14 protein-coding genes and 1 pseudogene are annotated in these 14,627 nt (G+C 44.5%); 3 read left to right on the top strand and 12 right to left on the bottom strand.

Going from position 1 to position 14,627, the window contains the following annotated elements:
* Window positions 1-1,682: 1,682 nt before the first annotated feature.
* The 10 genes and pseudogenes from B0X70_RS01480 to B0X70_RS01525 all read right to left on the bottom strand — a co-directional run bounded on the left by B0X70_RS01480 (window position 1,683) and on the right by B0X70_RS01525 (window position 11,856).
* The gene (locus B0X70_RS01480) at window positions 1,683-1,922 is read right to left on the bottom strand and encodes a hypothetical protein (RefSeq protein ID WP_040154694.1); all 240 of its coding nucleotides are present in this window, start codon (window positions 1,920-1,922) and stop codon (window positions 1,683-1,685) included.
* Between the two features lie 755 nt (window positions 1,923-2,677).
* Window positions 2,678-2,914, bottom strand: coding sequence for an AHH domain-containing protein (locus B0X70_RS01485; protein WP_217470718.1), 237 nt, complete (start codon window positions 2,912-2,914; stop codon window positions 2,678-2,680).
* Between the two features lie 288 nt (window positions 2,915-3,202).
* Window positions 3,203-3,865, bottom strand: a complete 663-nt coding sequence (locus B0X70_RS01490; RefSeq protein ID WP_246593413.1) for an Imm43 family immunity protein — start codon at window positions 3,863-3,865, stop codon at window positions 3,203-3,205.
* Window positions 3,866-4,249: 384 nt separating this feature from the next.
* On the bottom strand, window positions 4,250-4,681 hold the full coding sequence (locus B0X70_RS01495) for an SMI1/KNR4 family protein (protein ID WP_157297593.1): 432 nt from the start codon (window positions 4,679-4,681) through the stop codon (window positions 4,250-4,252).
* A gap of 2 nt (window positions 4,682-4,683) precedes the next feature.
* Complete coding sequence (locus tag B0X70_RS01500) at window positions 4,684-5,025, bottom strand: HNH/ENDO VII family nuclease (protein ID WP_472853262.1); 342 nt, start codon at window positions 5,023-5,025, stop codon at window positions 4,684-4,686.
* 18 nt (window positions 5,026-5,043) lie between these two features.
* Window positions 5,044-5,226 (bottom strand): annotated as a pseudogene (locus B0X70_RS26070) (RHS repeat-associated core domain-containing protein); the annotation flags it as partial.
* 149 nt (window positions 5,227-5,375) lie between these two features.
* Window positions 5,376-5,870 carry a hypothetical protein gene (locus B0X70_RS01510; protein ID WP_040154291.1) on the bottom strand — a complete coding sequence of 165 codons (495 nt, stop codon included), beginning with the start codon at window positions 5,868-5,870 and terminating at the stop codon, window positions 5,376-5,378.
* Window positions 5,867-6,256: a hypothetical protein gene (locus B0X70_RS25850; RefSeq protein WP_217470720.1), complete on the bottom strand. Its 390-nt coding sequence runs from the start codon at window positions 6,254-6,256 to the stop codon at window positions 5,867-5,869. Before B0X70_RS25850 ends, B0X70_RS01510 begins: the two co-directional genes overlap by 4 nt.
* A gap of 958 nt (window positions 6,257-7,214) precedes the next feature.
* Window positions 7,215-8,204 carry a site-specific tyrosine recombinase XerC gene (gene xerC, locus B0X70_RS01520; RefSeq protein ID WP_256448179.1) on the bottom strand — a complete coding sequence of 330 codons (990 nt, stop codon included), beginning with the start codon at window positions 8,202-8,204 and terminating at the stop codon, window positions 7,215-7,217.
* A 739-nt stretch (window positions 8,205-8,943) separates the two neighbouring features.
* On the bottom strand, window positions 8,944-11,856 hold the full coding sequence (locus B0X70_RS01525) for a CHC2 zinc finger domain-containing protein (RefSeq protein ID WP_217470722.1): 2,913 nt from the start codon (window positions 11,854-11,856) through the stop codon (window positions 8,944-8,946).
* 136 nt (window positions 11,857-11,992) lie between these two features.
* On the opposite strand from B0X70_RS01525, the gene B0X70_RS01530 reads away from it, so the two are divergent.
* The 3 genes from B0X70_RS01530 (at window position 11,993) to B0X70_RS01540 (ending at window position 12,936) form a co-directional block, all read left to right on the top strand.
* Window positions 11,993-12,325 carry a helix-turn-helix domain-containing protein gene (locus B0X70_RS01530; RefSeq protein WP_046397400.1) on the top strand — a complete coding sequence of 111 codons (333 nt, stop codon included), beginning with the start codon at window positions 11,993-11,995 and terminating at the stop codon, window positions 12,323-12,325.
* Window positions 12,326-12,403: 78 nt separating this feature from the next.
* A complete protein-coding gene (locus B0X70_RS01535) occupies window positions 12,404-12,724 on the top strand; it encodes a SymE family type I addiction module toxin (RefSeq protein ID WP_046397397.1) in 321 nt (106 codons plus the stop codon).
* 14 nt (window positions 12,725-12,738) lie between these two features.
* On the top strand, window positions 12,739-12,936 hold the full coding sequence (locus B0X70_RS01540) for a DUF7706 family protein (RefSeq protein WP_046397398.1): 198 nt from the start codon (window positions 12,739-12,741) through the stop codon (window positions 12,934-12,936).
* 264 nt (window positions 12,937-13,200) lie between these two features.
* Here the strand turns inward: B0X70_RS01540 and B0X70_RS01545 are convergent, their stop codons facing one another.
* Entirely contained in the window at window positions 13,201-13,728 is a 528-nt protein-coding gene (locus B0X70_RS01545; RefSeq protein WP_217470723.1) for an SMI1/KNR4 family protein, read from the bottom strand.
* Window positions 13,729-13,731: 3 nt separating this feature from the next.
* On the bottom strand, window positions 13,732-14,166 hold the full coding sequence (locus tag B0X70_RS01550; RefSeq protein WP_228940464.1) for a DNA/RNA non-specific endonuclease: 435 nt from the start codon (window positions 14,164-14,166) through the stop codon (window positions 13,732-13,734).
* Between the last annotated feature and the right edge of the window lie 461 nt (window positions 14,167-14,627).

Consider the following 14,627-nt stretch of genomic DNA (forward strand, 5'->3'; position numbering starts at 1 on the left):
TAACTCAGCTGCTCGTCGGTTTATTAAGCCTTGATTGCTCTTACCTTGTGATTTATTCCATACTTTCCAGATATCATCAATGCTGTCATAACCTGTCTTCGCATTTTCATTATTTTGACAACAAATGCTATTAAAAACCATTATTTTTAACTTCTGAAATGACATTATTTTTAATTTTTTTCTTCATAAATCAGCCAATAACCTGATGATATAAAGATACCTCTTTTTTAGCGCTAAAATCCTGCTAAGTTAACTGTTTTACGCCTGACTTATTACATTGTTATTTATGGTTTTCTTCGTGAAATAACGGTAAGAAAACATCTGAATATTAATTTTTCGGATATTGTTCTTTTAACTGACAATTGTTTTTCAACTCTTTATTAGTGGTTAATGGGTTTTGATCAAATATAATTAACTTTTTTGTGAAAATTTCATTTGTTAAGTTAAATCTGTCTTTTATATAAACGTTTCAATATTTCTATAGTTGGCATTTTTAAATGATAATAGCAAGTTAGATAAATATAAAATAATCGGAGTATTGAATCGTTGATAAATGAATTAAATATAGTAAAATAAATAAAATCGTGTTCGCCCTGAGTTTTATAATAGCAGGTTGTAAACTGCGGTTAAAAGTTGTTGTTTTAACTTATGGTTTTAATCGGTATAAAATTTTAACCGTTGTTTTTATTACTTTTAGTACCTGCTTTTTATCTTTACTGATTTACTGATTTACTGATTTACTGATTTACTGATTTACTGATTTACTGATTTACTGATTTACTGATTTACTGATTTACTGATTTACTGATTTACTGATTTACTGATTTACTGATTTACTGATTTACTGATTTACTGATTTACTGATTTACTGATTTACTGATTTACTGATTTACTGATTTACTGATTTACTGATTTACTGATTTACTGATTTACTGATTTACTGATTTACTGATTTACTGATTTACTGATTTACTGATTTTTTTCTATTTTCATCCTTATCGTATTGTTTACGAATAAGGTTTATTGGAAAATCGCAGGAACCTCCGGCAATGTGCTATGTTTATATAGTCTTATCGTACATGCTTAACTCGTATTCTTCCTCACTTATAACAATAACTCTCATTGGGTTCAGTAATAAAATACACACATCGAACGTTCTATTTAATGCATAACAGCTAGATAAAAATCTTTGTAAATCAACAATATTAAATAAAAATATCACTATTCCTTCAAAAAAATATAGTAAGCATAGTCTTCACCAATATGTATTTTAGAACGCATATACGAGTACATTCCCTCCTCTTTTGCAGGAATATTTAATTTGTATTCTGGCGTTTCTTTTTCTTTCAAAATATTGCTACATATTTCCTGGTGCCATTGAAACTCTTTTTCATTAGATAAAGATATAAATATATTTTAAATCCCGTGAATTTTGTCAATATATCTCTTTGTTCTTAGCAGTAATAACTTCTCTTCGAGTTTATTATTCATAAATAGGGTGATCATCGATTTTAGGATCGGTTATCTTCTTGTATCTGTCTTTTTTAAAATCAGAGTAAGCCTGTCAGATGAAGGACGTAATCTATAAGCTCCAGTGCGCTAGCTTAAAGTAGGTATGCTTCCGGTAGATCTCGAAGGATCTTTTCGGTTTTATTTATTATTTAATGCAACGTAAAACTAAATTATTGCTTTTTCATTGATGTAATTATTACATCTGGTTTCTTGTTTTCCTTGTTTTCCTTGTTTTTAATAAAATCACTAAGATGTTCATGATCAAATGTATTGCCATTAAGTTCAATTAGAGAAATAGAGTGATTTATGAATAAAACTAATTCCTTAAGTTCATCAACAGATGCTTGAAACGTGATTTCATTCAAGCTAACCAAGTCACTATCTTCTGACTCATAACCATATATTTTCATGTTATACCCTAATACTATTAACTAAGATATTAATCTGGTGGCGTCCATCCATGATCACGGAGCCATTCAATCGCGCCCTGATAAAGTCCCATATCCGCCAGCGGCCCTTTTTGATGGTAATCCCAGTAGGCCAGCGCCAGACTCTTTATTAACTGTTCGTCAAAAGAATAGGATTAAAAATAACTAATGTCTTTTTATCTTTTTTATACCACACTGCATAACTCCTTTTTTAAACAGAGAAAATATTTCTTCTAATTTAGAGTCTTGATTAAAAGAGAATAAATATCGATAAATGCTTGTTATATTTAACCTGTTATTACATTTGTCATTTACTTCATTTAGAAAGTTATCGTACTCTATGTTATCAACTAACCCTTGTTTCTTTCTTATAAGATATAGTTTTCTTTTTCTCATATTTTCTTTAACTTGATCCTGGGTAGATATTTTTATTTTGTCAAGGATATCCTTTTTTTGCTGTTTTATAATCCTCATGAAGATAAAACTCGGATACCAGATCAGAGAAAAAATCACTCCAAACCATATAAGTTACATGGTACGTCTTGATCGAAAAGAAGCTTTAATGCCCTATCTTTATTATGAATAATTTCATATTCATTAAATTCTTCAATAGAACCGGATAAAAAATCCGAACTTTTAAAGAATTCAACAGGTTCCATATAAAAATTTATTATCTCACCCAGATTAAATTATCCTAAAATTTTACTCCAGAGATCAAAGATGCTTTGTCTTACTTTTTAATTTACGTCTTTCCTCTGAATATTAGTGTTATACCTATCTTTGGATTTAATAATATTGCCATTCTCCATATCTTTTTTAGCTATATTTTGGATGTTAGCTACTTGTTTCGATATGGTATCAGTTGATTGATTTAAATTTATTTTATCCAGAGCATTTCTTCTTGCATCAGTATATCCGTGATGATTACCTTGATGCCTTGCCATTGCACTAATCAGTCGGCGTTGGCGTGGCATGGGTATTCACCACGGTGAGAAAGAATCCCGCCGGAAGCGATTCCGGCTTTTTGTTGTTTCAGAGAAAAAATAGAATAAAATAGCAAAAATATATCTTATGTATATATTTACTATGAATATTATATTTTTCTGTATTATTCTTTTTTTATCTTATTATTTATTCTATATTTTTTTGATTTTAAGTTATATATTTAATATATAAGGTCAACACTGTAAAATATTTATTTTAAGCATAAAGATAACAAAGCCGAAAGATCGCGAGGATCTTTCCGGCTTTTTACTATTAGCTTAGGGTAATTTTATTTTCCCTTTTTTGACATTAGCTTTAATGTCGTACTTAAAATCTACACAATAGTGATTCAAGACTTCATCTAATTTAATTAGTTTTATTCCTTTGATATTTTCTTTAATTAGTCTGTTAGCGACTTTTTCTGACATAAAGATAAATCCTGCTAATAAAGTAGTTCGTATTGAAAAAATATCATAATTTAATGATTCATTATGAAAAGATAATTTATGAGGAATTAAATTTCCATATTTATCTTTTTCCAATATTGAATATTTTTCATTTATAAATAACTCCTTGTCAGTAAAAAAAAGATAATTTAATGAGTTATTGATAATTTTTCCATCTTTAATAGATGTCGCAATTAATTTTTTTAAAACATGATCACTTAATTTAAACTCATTGATAATATCGAAAAATCTATCAGATAGGATATGAGCCATATTGTGTTGATAATAATTGAACCCTAATTTTCCAATATTTTTATTACATAACAAATATAAAGTGTCAGGGCATTCCTTATCTAATAGATAATAAGGTATATCATGCTTGGAACCTTCATAATCCCATTTTTCATTAATTTGTTTTTCGGTATCTACTATAGCATGAAGATATCTTGGCATTAGTGAAGAATTATAATCGTTCATTAATACATAATAATTCATTAATTTAATCTCCCACATTTGGTTGTAGACACTTGACCAGACCATATTTTATTTTTCATATCCATCTGATTGTTGTTTTTAAAATCATATTTTCTTCATATGGATGAAAAGCATCATTAAGAATCATTCCAATCATATTGTCCTGCTCATGGATAAAGAAAATTTCATTTTCTAAGAAATATAACCTTGACAATAAACTGGATTTTTTTAAGACGGAATTAAACCATTGGATTCATTCTCTTATAAATATACCATCGATAAGCTCCAATCGGCGCTGGCTTACCGTTGGTATGCACCAAAATAGATCATAATAAGGCCGGAAGATCATGGAGGATCTTTCTGGCCTTGATTGTTTATCTATACATCGATATTATTCTATTACCTTTAAATATCATCCACGTTGCTTTCGTCAAAATACCATATTAAAAAATCGTTAAACGTTTTCCACCGTGGGCTTATTTTTCCTTTCATAAAAGTATCATATTCGGATAGATTAAAATCATAAACTGAACCATTCTTCTTGTTAAATAAATACATACCCTCACTTTCATCTGAAGTTAAAGGAATATATTCATCAGGTAAATCATATCTATCTTTTACATAATAAAATTGCTCTTTTATATCATCAATATCTAATAAGTCAGCTATTGGTTTGGGACTGATCAGATCGCAATATATTTCCTGATAGAAAGATGAGAACTCTGATGAAAGGTCTATATCCAGAGAATGTATAGTATCAATACAATTAATTTTATCCTCTCTTAAGATATACGAACCTTTGGACTTAATATAATTACTTACTTTTTCTGGTATCATGATCAGCCTCCACATTTAGTATTCCTGCGATCTAACTCTTGTCTAGCTCTTTCTTCCCAATATTGTTTCCTGTCGGTATCGAATGCTTTTCTATCGACTGGGTAATCAGGGTGTTGTTTATTTCCATAAGGGTGTAATGCTTCTTTTCCTTTGCCACTACGTGCTCTATGGGTGATATTACTAACTTCAAACAAAGCCCCCCTGGCATCTTGACGTGAATGATTCAGATTTAGTTGAGCAGGTTTACTATCCTTTATTACATAAGGTGTACCTCCCATCATTGCACGCTGTAAGTTAGTTTTCCCTTTGACTTTTAGATCCCAATCAATTTGTTGTTGATAAATATCATATGTATAGCCGGTCCCTTTATTTGCAGTCGAAGTCCATGAAACTTTATCTACAAAGAACTGATTCAACCCCAGAGGGTCAATCCAATTGACTGGATCATGGACATAGCTGTACGGGTTAAATCCACCTGCTAATCCTATTGGGTCGGCACGGAGATATTGCCCGGTCCCGTTATTGTAATATCTAAAGCGATTATAGAGAGTGGATTAGCTAACTGAATGAACAATCCTCCATAAGGCCGGAAGATCCCGTGAATCTTTCCGGCTTATTTTTTAAAGTTAGTTAATTTTCATATACATGTTTTTCAGCTATAACTGACTATTTTAGATAGCAAAAAACTTCACTATTAAGATCCTACAATATGAAGCTTATTTATTATGTTAACCAATTCATCATATCTAAACTGTTCATAAAATACACAGCGCGGATAGCCTATTAAATCTTCCAATGCATCATTATGACCAATAAATTTCCACAAAATAATGCCGATATTATCGGTTAATTTATATGAGTACACATCAAAATAATCCGACCATGTACCTAAATTAACAGAGAAAGATTTTGCTAAATCATATTTTTCATCATCAAAGAGATTCATATCCTTTTCTAATAAATCATAGATTAAATGGTGATCATCAAGTAAATATCTTTCATCTAATTTATTTTTATTTAAAATTTCTGTAAGCCCACCAATCAAATAGCCATCAAAAAATATTGTATCGTCCAAGCTTCCCAAAGAAATCCCGTTAATCCAGAGTTTTGCTCGACCAATTAACTTTTCTTTATTCTCAAGAGAGTATTCAACAGCAAAAGTGGACTTATTTCCTATGATATTTGTCATGATTTACACCCTTTAAATCCTTCCATGTTTCTGGCAAATCTAGGTACATTTTTAGTATCTATAGCTCTAGAATTACCTCTAATATCGACACCATCAGTTGACCCATTCCAGTGGAAAGCCCCTGAACCATCTGCTGCACTACTTTGGAATCTATGCCAAACAGATTTTTTGCCTTCACCAACTTTTACCCAGCGAGTCTTGGGATCATTAGGATCTACTTGGCTGTGTTTAAAAAGTTCTGCCGCATTAGGAGGAATTACACTCTTGGTACTATTAAATGGCACTTGCCTATCCGGTAAATATCCCGGATCATGATGCCCTGGGTTTTCATAAACAGGGGCTTTTGTTAACCCAAGGGGATCAACCCAATTCGCTGGATTATGCACATACGAATACGGATTCACCCCTCCCAGCAACCCGATGGGGTCTTAGGGACTATCCCGACGCCATCATACCGTTGAGCGGACTTTTCCCCTTGATTTAGCAGCCTTTTTCTCCGCCGCTTTTTCCCACCCTGTTAAAGAGCATATCAACTCGCCCAGACGGGCACTTGGCCGATTTTAGCTCACTTTTTCCCCGATGTCAGTGCCGGGTTTCGCCCCGCTTTTTCTGCCAGAACCGAGTTTTATTGATAACCCGTGGCGGCGGGGCAGCTTGTCTGCGCCGCTGACGCGGGTTGGCCGGGTGCGGGCCGGCGAGGCCCGCAGGTAAAGCTGTTCAGCAGGGAAGCCCCTGGGGGCTGCACGGGGCGGAGATGGCGAGCACGGGAATGAGCAAGGAGCCTGCGACTGCGAGCCGGGCGCAGCCAGTGCAGCGGGGTTGGGGCGGGGGCAATAAACCGCGGCCAGCTCGCTGGCCTGCCTTCAGGGCTGTTGACCCTGACGGACTGACCGGCAACGGCTTAAGGCGGATGTTGATACCGGAGCCGCCACGGATGGCGGCGACTGCGGCGGTGGGATTTTGCATTGAGGCTGACAGCAGCGGGCGCAGCCCGGTGCGCCGCTGGGGCTAAGAAGCTCAACCCGGCGGCCAGCCGCTCACCGGGGCTGAGGTGGCCGCGCAGCGCCCTTCGGTGGGCGGCGCCGACATAATGTTTGTTAAGCGCGGCGGGCCGTTCAGGCCCATTGCGCTTAATGTCACATTATGTTGAATGGCGGCTGACCGGCAACGATTGTCACAGAGAACGCCGGGGTTCAACGCCGGGCGGCCGGCATTTACTGCCGGGCACGCCGGAGGCAGGGAGGCAGTCTGTGCGCAGGGACGCGCGCAGTCTGCCTTTCACTGCGCCCCACACGCCCACAGGGAAGCGGCTAACTTTAAAGACTGTCCGGCAACACAGGGCGTTCAGTCCGGCTTATCACTCTCCGCCTGCGGGTTGTCTGACGGTGTTTTCTGTTCGGGCTTCCGTTCTGCCGGGTGCGTCTGCTCATGCACTTTCTTTAAGTGGCCGATTGCCACCCGCGTATAGATTTGGGTGGTTTCCAGCTTCTCATGCCCCAGTATCGCCTGGATATGCCGGGTGTCTGCGCCGTTCTCCAGCATCTGCGTCGCCATTGAGTGGCGGAACAGGTGACAGGCCCCCGGTTTCGCCAGTTGCGCCTGTTTACGGATGCTGTCGGCGGCTATCTGGGTTAACGTGCCTCTGGCCAGCCCCCGGCCTTTTCTGGTGATAAACAGGTGACCGCTGTCACCCCGCCGCGTTAACTGGGGCCGGACACTGAGCCAGCGACTTAACCAGTGCAACGCCTGCTCGCCAATGGGCACTACCCGGTCCTTATTGCCTTTTCCCTGTCTGACCAGCACCACCCCACGCCCGAAGTCCACCTCGCTTAACAGCAGGTTCGCCACTTCCATCCGCCGGATACCGGTACTCCACAACACTTCAAGGATAACCCGGTTTCTCAGGCCCGTGAGGGTGTCGATATTGGCGGCGGCTAAGACCGTGTGGGTTTCGTCTTCATTCATCACCTGTGCCGGCAGCCGTTTTTCTTCCTTTGGCAACACCAGGCTGTCCACCGGGTTATACAGGATATGGTGACGTTGCAGCAGCCAGCGGAACCACTGACGTAAGACACTCAGCCGGTCCCGTTGACTGCCCGGGCTGTAGGGTTGACCGTTCGTTTTACGGTAGCTTCTCAGCCAGCGCTGATAGCTTTCCAGCAACGGCAGGCTGACCTGCGGCGCCGTCATCACTCCGCGGGCTTCACACCAGGTGACGAACGGCAACAGCCGCTCTTCATAGGACTCCTGAGTCCGTTCACTTAACCCCTGTCCCTGCATGGCTTCCAGCCAGGCGGCCAGATGCTGGCGTAAGGTGGCGAAGCGGGCCGGGATGGCGTCGGGTTGACCGTGGGTCTCCGTCACCGAGGGGCGTTTTTTTCTGTCTGGCGAGGCGAGGGTTGTCGCCGGGCTGGCCGGGATAGCGTGCTGTTGCTGCAACCAGTCGAACCACAGGCGTAAGGACCGCAGGCGTCGGCGCTGACTGTCCGGCGTATAGGGCTGGCCGTTGGCCTTGCGGTACCGGGCCAGATACTGCTGCCAGTTTGCCAGTAACGGCCCGGTGACCTGAGCGGCGGATATTACGCCCTGTTCCTCGCACCAGCTGACGAACGGCGACAGCCGTTCATGACGGGCGGACTGGCTCTTTTGACTCGCCCCCTGCAACAGCAGGTTATCCAGATACGCCTCCAGATGCTGGCGCAGGGTCAGCGGGTGGGATTGACGTTTAACGGGGGATGACATGATGGGATTTCCTGTAGAGAACAGCGGTTATTATTATCAGTGTGTGATACATCACGACGGTACGATGGCTTGATTCTTAGGGGGCCGGAACAGTGCTTTTCTGCCTGCCCAGACTTGCGAGTCATTCAGCCTTTGGCTACTGCGGCTTGCAGCCGGTTTTGGCGAGCCAGACTTGACCCCGACTTGGGGCAGACTTGACCCTGACTTGCCTTCATTTGAGCCAGACTTGCACCAGTCATATTCACACTTTCCTTTCTGGCTTTCGGGTTCGTTTGATGAAGGGGCAGTACGGTACGACGGCCTGATTTTTAGGAGGTCGGAACAGTCCTTTTCAGGCTGGCCCGACTTGCGAACCGTTCAGCCCTTTGTCACTGCGGCTTGCCGCCGGTTTTGGCGAGCCAGACTTGGCCCTGACTTGGGGCAGACTTGACCCCGACTTGCCTTCATCCGGGCCAGACTTGCGCGAGTCATATACACTATTGGCAGCCTGATTTTCCGGTTCAATCAGACCGCACAGGTGAGCCTCCTCCGCTTTATCGCCATTCCAGAGCAGTTCATATTGCAACAGATGGCCGCGACTGCCGCCGTGTGTCAGCAGATATTCCATGTCGCTCAGGCGCTGACAGTGGAGTTTAAGCTGGCTGTCACTCCAGTGGGTGTAACTGCGGATGTCCCGGCGGGTAAAGCGGATATCTTTCACCGGGCGTTGCTGCGCTGCCGCCGTTTCCTTCACCATCGCCTGTATCAGCAGCAACAGTTTCCTTGTCTGGGGCGGCATCTCATCCAGCGTGCGGCCTAATATCTCATGGGCCAGCCGGTTTGCTAAGCTAATATCGTCTTTGGTTACCTCGATATATTCAAGCCGTTTGCCCCGGTGTTCCGCTGTCTTCACCTCCCGCTGGTGCTGATGCAGCAGGGCGATACTTTGTATCAGGGTGAGATATTTCATGTGGTCGCGCCGGGTGCGGGTTTTATCGCTCATGAACGTTAACTGTGAGGCATAAGGGTTAACCACATTCAGCGGGCGCAACAGCCGCTGGGCGTTCTGATGCAGTTCGGTGATATATGCCTTTTCATTCTCTGCCAGTAAACCTTCGAGGGTTTGCTTATGGCGCTGCAAGGCGTGGATAGCTTCGGTCTGTTCCCGCGATTCGTTCACCGTCAGCACCAGACAGCGGTTTAACAGCTCTTCATCGACATCTATTGCCGTGGTGGTGAGCATCAGCATCACCGGCCCTTTCACCGTGTACTGTTTGGTGACCAGATTCCCGCTGGCATCGTCTTTACCGGTGCTGGCAATGGTCAGTTCGCCGTCGCTTTGTAACAGCTTGAGGGCATAGGCGGCCTGCCGTACCCCTTCTTCTTCGGCTATCGCCAGTATCTTGTGCTGGAGATTGGTTTCCCCCAGATAGAACAGACTCTGGCCGGTCATGGCGCTGTATTGCAGCCGTTCTTCTTCCGGTATCAGATTGAGGACGGCATCCATTAAGCTGCTTTTCCCGGCCGCGCTGCTGCTCTGTATCAGCACCGCCAGCGGACGGTCCAGCTTGCGACTGACGGCGGCTAAGTAACCGGCCAGCAGGTTAGTGGATTCGCCCACCACGCCACAGGCGGCTAAATCAGCGGTGATGCGCTCGCTCAGTTTCGGGTCCTGCAACAGGGCTAACGCCGCGGCCCGCTGCTCCTCGCTCAGTTCGGGAACCGGCGGGGTTTCGGTTTGCTCACCGACACCGGCCTGTTGACACTGCTCCAGTATCAGCAACACCTGCCCCAGCGCCCGGCGCAGGTCACCTTCGGCCAGCCCGAGTTCGGTGGCGGCCAGCCGCGCATACCCGCCCCGGCTGCGGGCGCTCATCATGTCCACGCTGTCCGCGAACATCACGCCGCTGTCAGTATCAACGACCTGAACATTGACTTTCATCACTGCCGCCCCGGCTTTCACCTGTGACAGGCCCCGGATACCCCACTGTTGTGTGCCCAGCGTCAGGGATATTTCGCCGTTGGCGCCGGTTTCCCAGACTACATTCGGCACTGACGGCAATGCGGCTATTCCGGCGGCTAAGGCGCTGACCGTTTCCGGCACCGGAACCGGCTGATGTTCTGCCAGCGCGGCCCGCTCTGTGGCGGTGGTTGCCTGTACCTCTGCCGCATCCTGCATCGACACGGCGCTGTCCAGCAACAACCCGAAGGCCCGTTCCGGCTCGGCGACCTGACACAGATAGCCGTTGGCATCCATGCCCTCGGGGAACACCACCCGGAACACGGCGATACCGGTGGCGGTCAGTTCGGCGGCCAGTTTTACCGCCGCTTCATTGCCTGCCGGATCATTGTCGTAGGCGATCAAGACCTGCTTAACGCCATGCCGCCGGAACGCCTGCCGCATCTCATCGGTGAAGCCGTTCACCCCATACGCAGCGGTAACATGGCGGTGACCGGCTACCCAGAACGACAGGGCGTCGATCAACGATTCACAGAGGATAGCCGACCCTGAACTGATCAGCGCCGGCTCATTCCATATCCCGCCATGTGCGCCGGGCAGGTACAGATGCAGCGGCGTTCCTTTGCGTAAGCGGTCGGTGATTTTGCGCCCGTAGATCTCGCGGATCTGGCCGTTCGGGTCGATAACCGGTATGACCAGCGAGCCGGTAAAGTGCTCGTGCCCGCTGTCGCGCATCAGCCCCACGGCCCGAAGACGGGCGCGGATCTGTGCGCCGGCCTGCACCGCCTTGATGGGCAGGCGATAGGCTAACGTGCGGTTGGCAAAGCCCAGTTTAAACTGGGCGACTAATTCCGGGTGGTTGAGCCGCCGTTTTTCCAGATAGGCCAGGGCTTCGGGGGCATTCAGCAGCGTATGATGGTAGAACCCGACGACCCGACTGAGCAGCGCCTGCCGTCCGGCGTCATCATCGGCCAGCATGGCCGGTTCATCCGGTTGCACCAGCGGGGCCACCGAGGGGTTATCTCCCAGTACTCCACGTAGATGTTCCACAGCCCGGCGCAGACTTAAGCCCTTGGTTTTCATTACCCAGTCCAGCACGGAGCCGCCGGCATCACAGCCAAAACAGTGATAGAGATTTTTTGCCGGTGAGATGACCATTGACGGGGTTTTCTCCTGATGGAACGGGCACAGCAGCACGTAATCGTTGCCGCGTTTAAAGAGCTGTCGCCCCTGTTGCTCCACCACGGCGACTAAGGAGACGGCGGCTTTCAGGTGCTGTAATTCTGCTTCGGGAATGCGTGCCATAAAAATGTTCCTTTTAAATCCTTGTCAATGCTCTATATAGATACTATTATATGTCCCATAAAGGTTATTTAGTCAAGTCTATTCAGAACAGGGGGAGATAATGGAAGCCATCACGACTGATAAAGGAACATTCTGGATGAGCTTTTCTGCCCGTTTTCTGCAACTGCGTAAGCAACAAGGACTGACTCAGCCACAGATGGCTGACAAGGTGGGGATACATCTGACACAAGTTCGTCGCTATGAATCTGGTGAGGCTCAACCCTCTTTAGACATTCTTAAACGTATTGCTGTTACGTTTAATGTTTCAGCAGACTGGCTGATATTTGAGGAGGGCGAGCGGGAGCCGCAGGACGAACTTAAGCTAAAGTTTGAGGCGGTTAAACAGATGGACGAGGAGGAGCGACGTTCTGTGACCTCGGTTCTGGATGCAATGATTTTAAAACATCAGGCAAAACGGTTATTGGGCTGACCTGATTTAATGCGGCTTTACCGTGGTTGCAACACGATACAGCCGCTAACCACAAGCAACTATGCGAGGTAGTTAATTATGGCTAAGACGCATTCTAAGGCAGAAGTCGCTGTAAATAAAGCAGCGAAAACAGAACGTTATTACACCGTGGGATACGTGCCGCAAAACGACAAGGCTAAAGCACCGCCTGCGATACACCTGAAAGGTCAATGGCTTAAGGCCGCAGGCTTTGATATTGGCGGCACTTTAACGGTGAAGGTGATGAATGGTTGTCTGGTGCTAATACCGGACAGTGACAACACCCACACCATCAGGCAACAGTACCTGCGCCAGCAGGAGCAACTCAGTGATATCAAGCTCCGCATGCGCGAACTCATTGGCGACTACAAAACCATTTAAAGGAGGGGAATAGCATGAGAGCAGGGATTGAGCAGCTAAAGGAAGTGCACCTGAGCCATGACGAAGCAATGGCACTGGCGCAACTGGTTAAGCGGTTGAGCTGGGCAGAGATACGGACCTGTGCGGTTGATGACACGGAAGCCTGGGTTATCAAGGCCGCGATAGGGCGGCTCCAGTCGGCACTGGCATATCACGGGTATTCGCCACGGTAAGAAAGAAGTCAGCCGGAAGTGATTCCGGCTTTCTGCTGTTTCAGAGAAAAAACAGAATAAAATAGCTAAAATATAGTCTATGTATATATTTACTATGAATCTTATATTTTCCTGTATTATTCCTTTGTTTATCTTCTTATTTATTTTATATTTTCGTGATTTTAATTTATATATTTAATATATAAGTTCAACCCTGTAAAATATTTATTTTAAGTATAAAAACAATAAAGCCGGAAAGATCACGGGGATCTTTCCGGCTTATTTTTAAATGCTACTAAATTCTATATTTTTAGAAGGAAAACCATCAGGGAATGACATGCATTTGACGTTTCTTGATAAAACACCTTCTAAAAAATCAATGAAATTTTCTTGCCTATATTCAACTTCTGGTGCCCTTGCCGCAATAATAGCGACATTCCATAAGTCACTATTATCTGACGATACAACCCAAAATATATAATCGCCGTTATCTGTAACTCCCATAGGAAGCAATCCATTAATATCGGGATAAAGAATAAACGGATAATAATCTGGATCAGATTCAACAAGGGACTGAAAATCTTCAACAATCCATTCTTTTTGCCTAAAGAAATTTAAATCATCATCTTCGCTAAATGGGTTAAATATAGTGATAAAATCAGCAATTCTACCTGTTCCATATTGGGTTATAAAATCAATATAGTCTTTAGGAAAAGAACACTGTTCATCTATTAACGGCCACGTTTTACCTTCACCATTTTCATTAGGATGAACAGGTAAGGGCAATAGATTTTTTAAGCTCTCTATACTCATTGTTTATATTCCTGGAGGGTTAAGAACGGTGACATATTCAAAGAAGCCCCCTGAACCTTCGGCTTTCATTGTAATACCTGCTGGTATTCTGGATGGTCCTTTATAAATAGGAATAGAACTCATTTCAACAACTTCTCCTTGTTCTAAGGCTTTTCTTATTCTACCTTCGACTCCACTCATGACAGGAGTATTAGCAGGTCTTTGTTGAAGAGTAACCAAGTTCCTAACATCATCACCAGAACCACCTAATTGTCGTCCGAGCAAATGGCCCCTAGCTCTGTTAGAACCTTTTCCTGTAATAAATCCTGGCGGCTGTATATCGGGATTAGCGTGCGTACCCATATTAATATGACCTTTATCTAAAGTGGCATGAACTCCTGTAGGGCGCCCTAAATGATCTAATTCGCCATATTTAATACTATTAGGACATCCCGTCAATCCGAGCGGATCAATCCAGTTTGCCGGATTATGGACGTACGCATACGGATTCGGACCCCCATTTAGCCCTAGCGGGTCTTAGGGACTATCCCGACGCCATCATACCGTTGAGCGGACTTTTCCCCCTGATTTAACAGCTTTTTTTCCGCCGCTTTTTCCCACCCTGTTAAAGAACATGCCAACTCGCCCCGACGGGCACTTGGCCGATTTTAGCTCACTTTTTCCCCGATGTCAGTGTCGGGTTTTGCCCCGTTTTTTCTGCCAGAACCGAGTTTTATTGATAACCCGTGGCGGCGGGGCAGCTTGTCTGCGCCGCTGACGCGGGTTGGCCGGGTGCGGGCCGGCGAGGCCCGCAGGTAAAGCTGTTCAGCAGGGAAGCCCCTGGGGGCTGCACGGGGCGGAGATGGCGAGCACGGGAATGAGCAAGGAGCCTGCGACTGCGAGCCGGGCGCAGCCAGTGC

The organism is Photorhabdus akhurstii (assembly GCF_019090985.1).
Taxonomy (GTDB): Bacteria; Pseudomonadota; Gammaproteobacteria; order Enterobacterales; family Enterobacteriaceae; genus Photorhabdus; species Photorhabdus akhurstii.

Excerpts from the sequence above, each read along its gene's own strand:
- B0X70_RS01480 (WP_040154694.1), bottom strand. The coding sequence starts at position 1,922 with ATGAAAATATATGGTTATGAGTCAGAAGATAGTGACTTGGTTAGCTTG.
- B0X70_RS01485 (WP_217470718.1), bottom strand. The coding sequence starts at position 2,914 with ATGCCACGCCAACGCCGACTGATTAGTGCAATGGCAAGGCATCAAGGT.
- B0X70_RS01490 (WP_246593413.1), bottom strand. The coding sequence starts at position 3,865 with ATGAATTATTATGTATTAATGAACGATTATAATTCTTCACTAATGCCA.
- B0X70_RS01495 (WP_157297593.1), bottom strand. The coding sequence starts at position 4,681 with ATGATACCAGAAAAAGTAAGTAATTATATTAAGTCCAAAGGTTCGTAT.
- B0X70_RS01510 (WP_040154291.1), bottom strand. The coding sequence starts at position 5,870 with ATGACAAATATCATAGGAAATAAGTCCACTTTTGCTGTTGAATACTCT.
- B0X70_RS01525 (WP_217470722.1), bottom strand. The coding sequence starts at position 11,856 with ATGGCACGCATTCCCGAAGCAGAATTACAGCACCTGAAAGCCGCCGTC.
- B0X70_RS01530 (WP_046397400.1), top strand. The coding sequence starts at position 11,993 with ATGAGCTTTTCTGCCCGTTTTCTGCAACTGCGTAAGCAACAAGGACTG.
- B0X70_RS01535 (WP_046397397.1), top strand. The coding sequence starts at position 12,404 with ATGGCTAAGACGCATTCTAAGGCAGAAGTCGCTGTAAATAAAGCAGCG.
- B0X70_RS01540 (WP_046397398.1), top strand. The coding sequence starts at position 12,739 with ATGAGAGCAGGGATTGAGCAGCTAAAGGAAGTGCACCTGAGCCATGAC.
- B0X70_RS01545 (WP_217470723.1), bottom strand. The coding sequence starts at position 13,728 with ATGAGTATAGAGAGCTTAAAAAATCTATTGCCCTTACCTGTTCATCCT.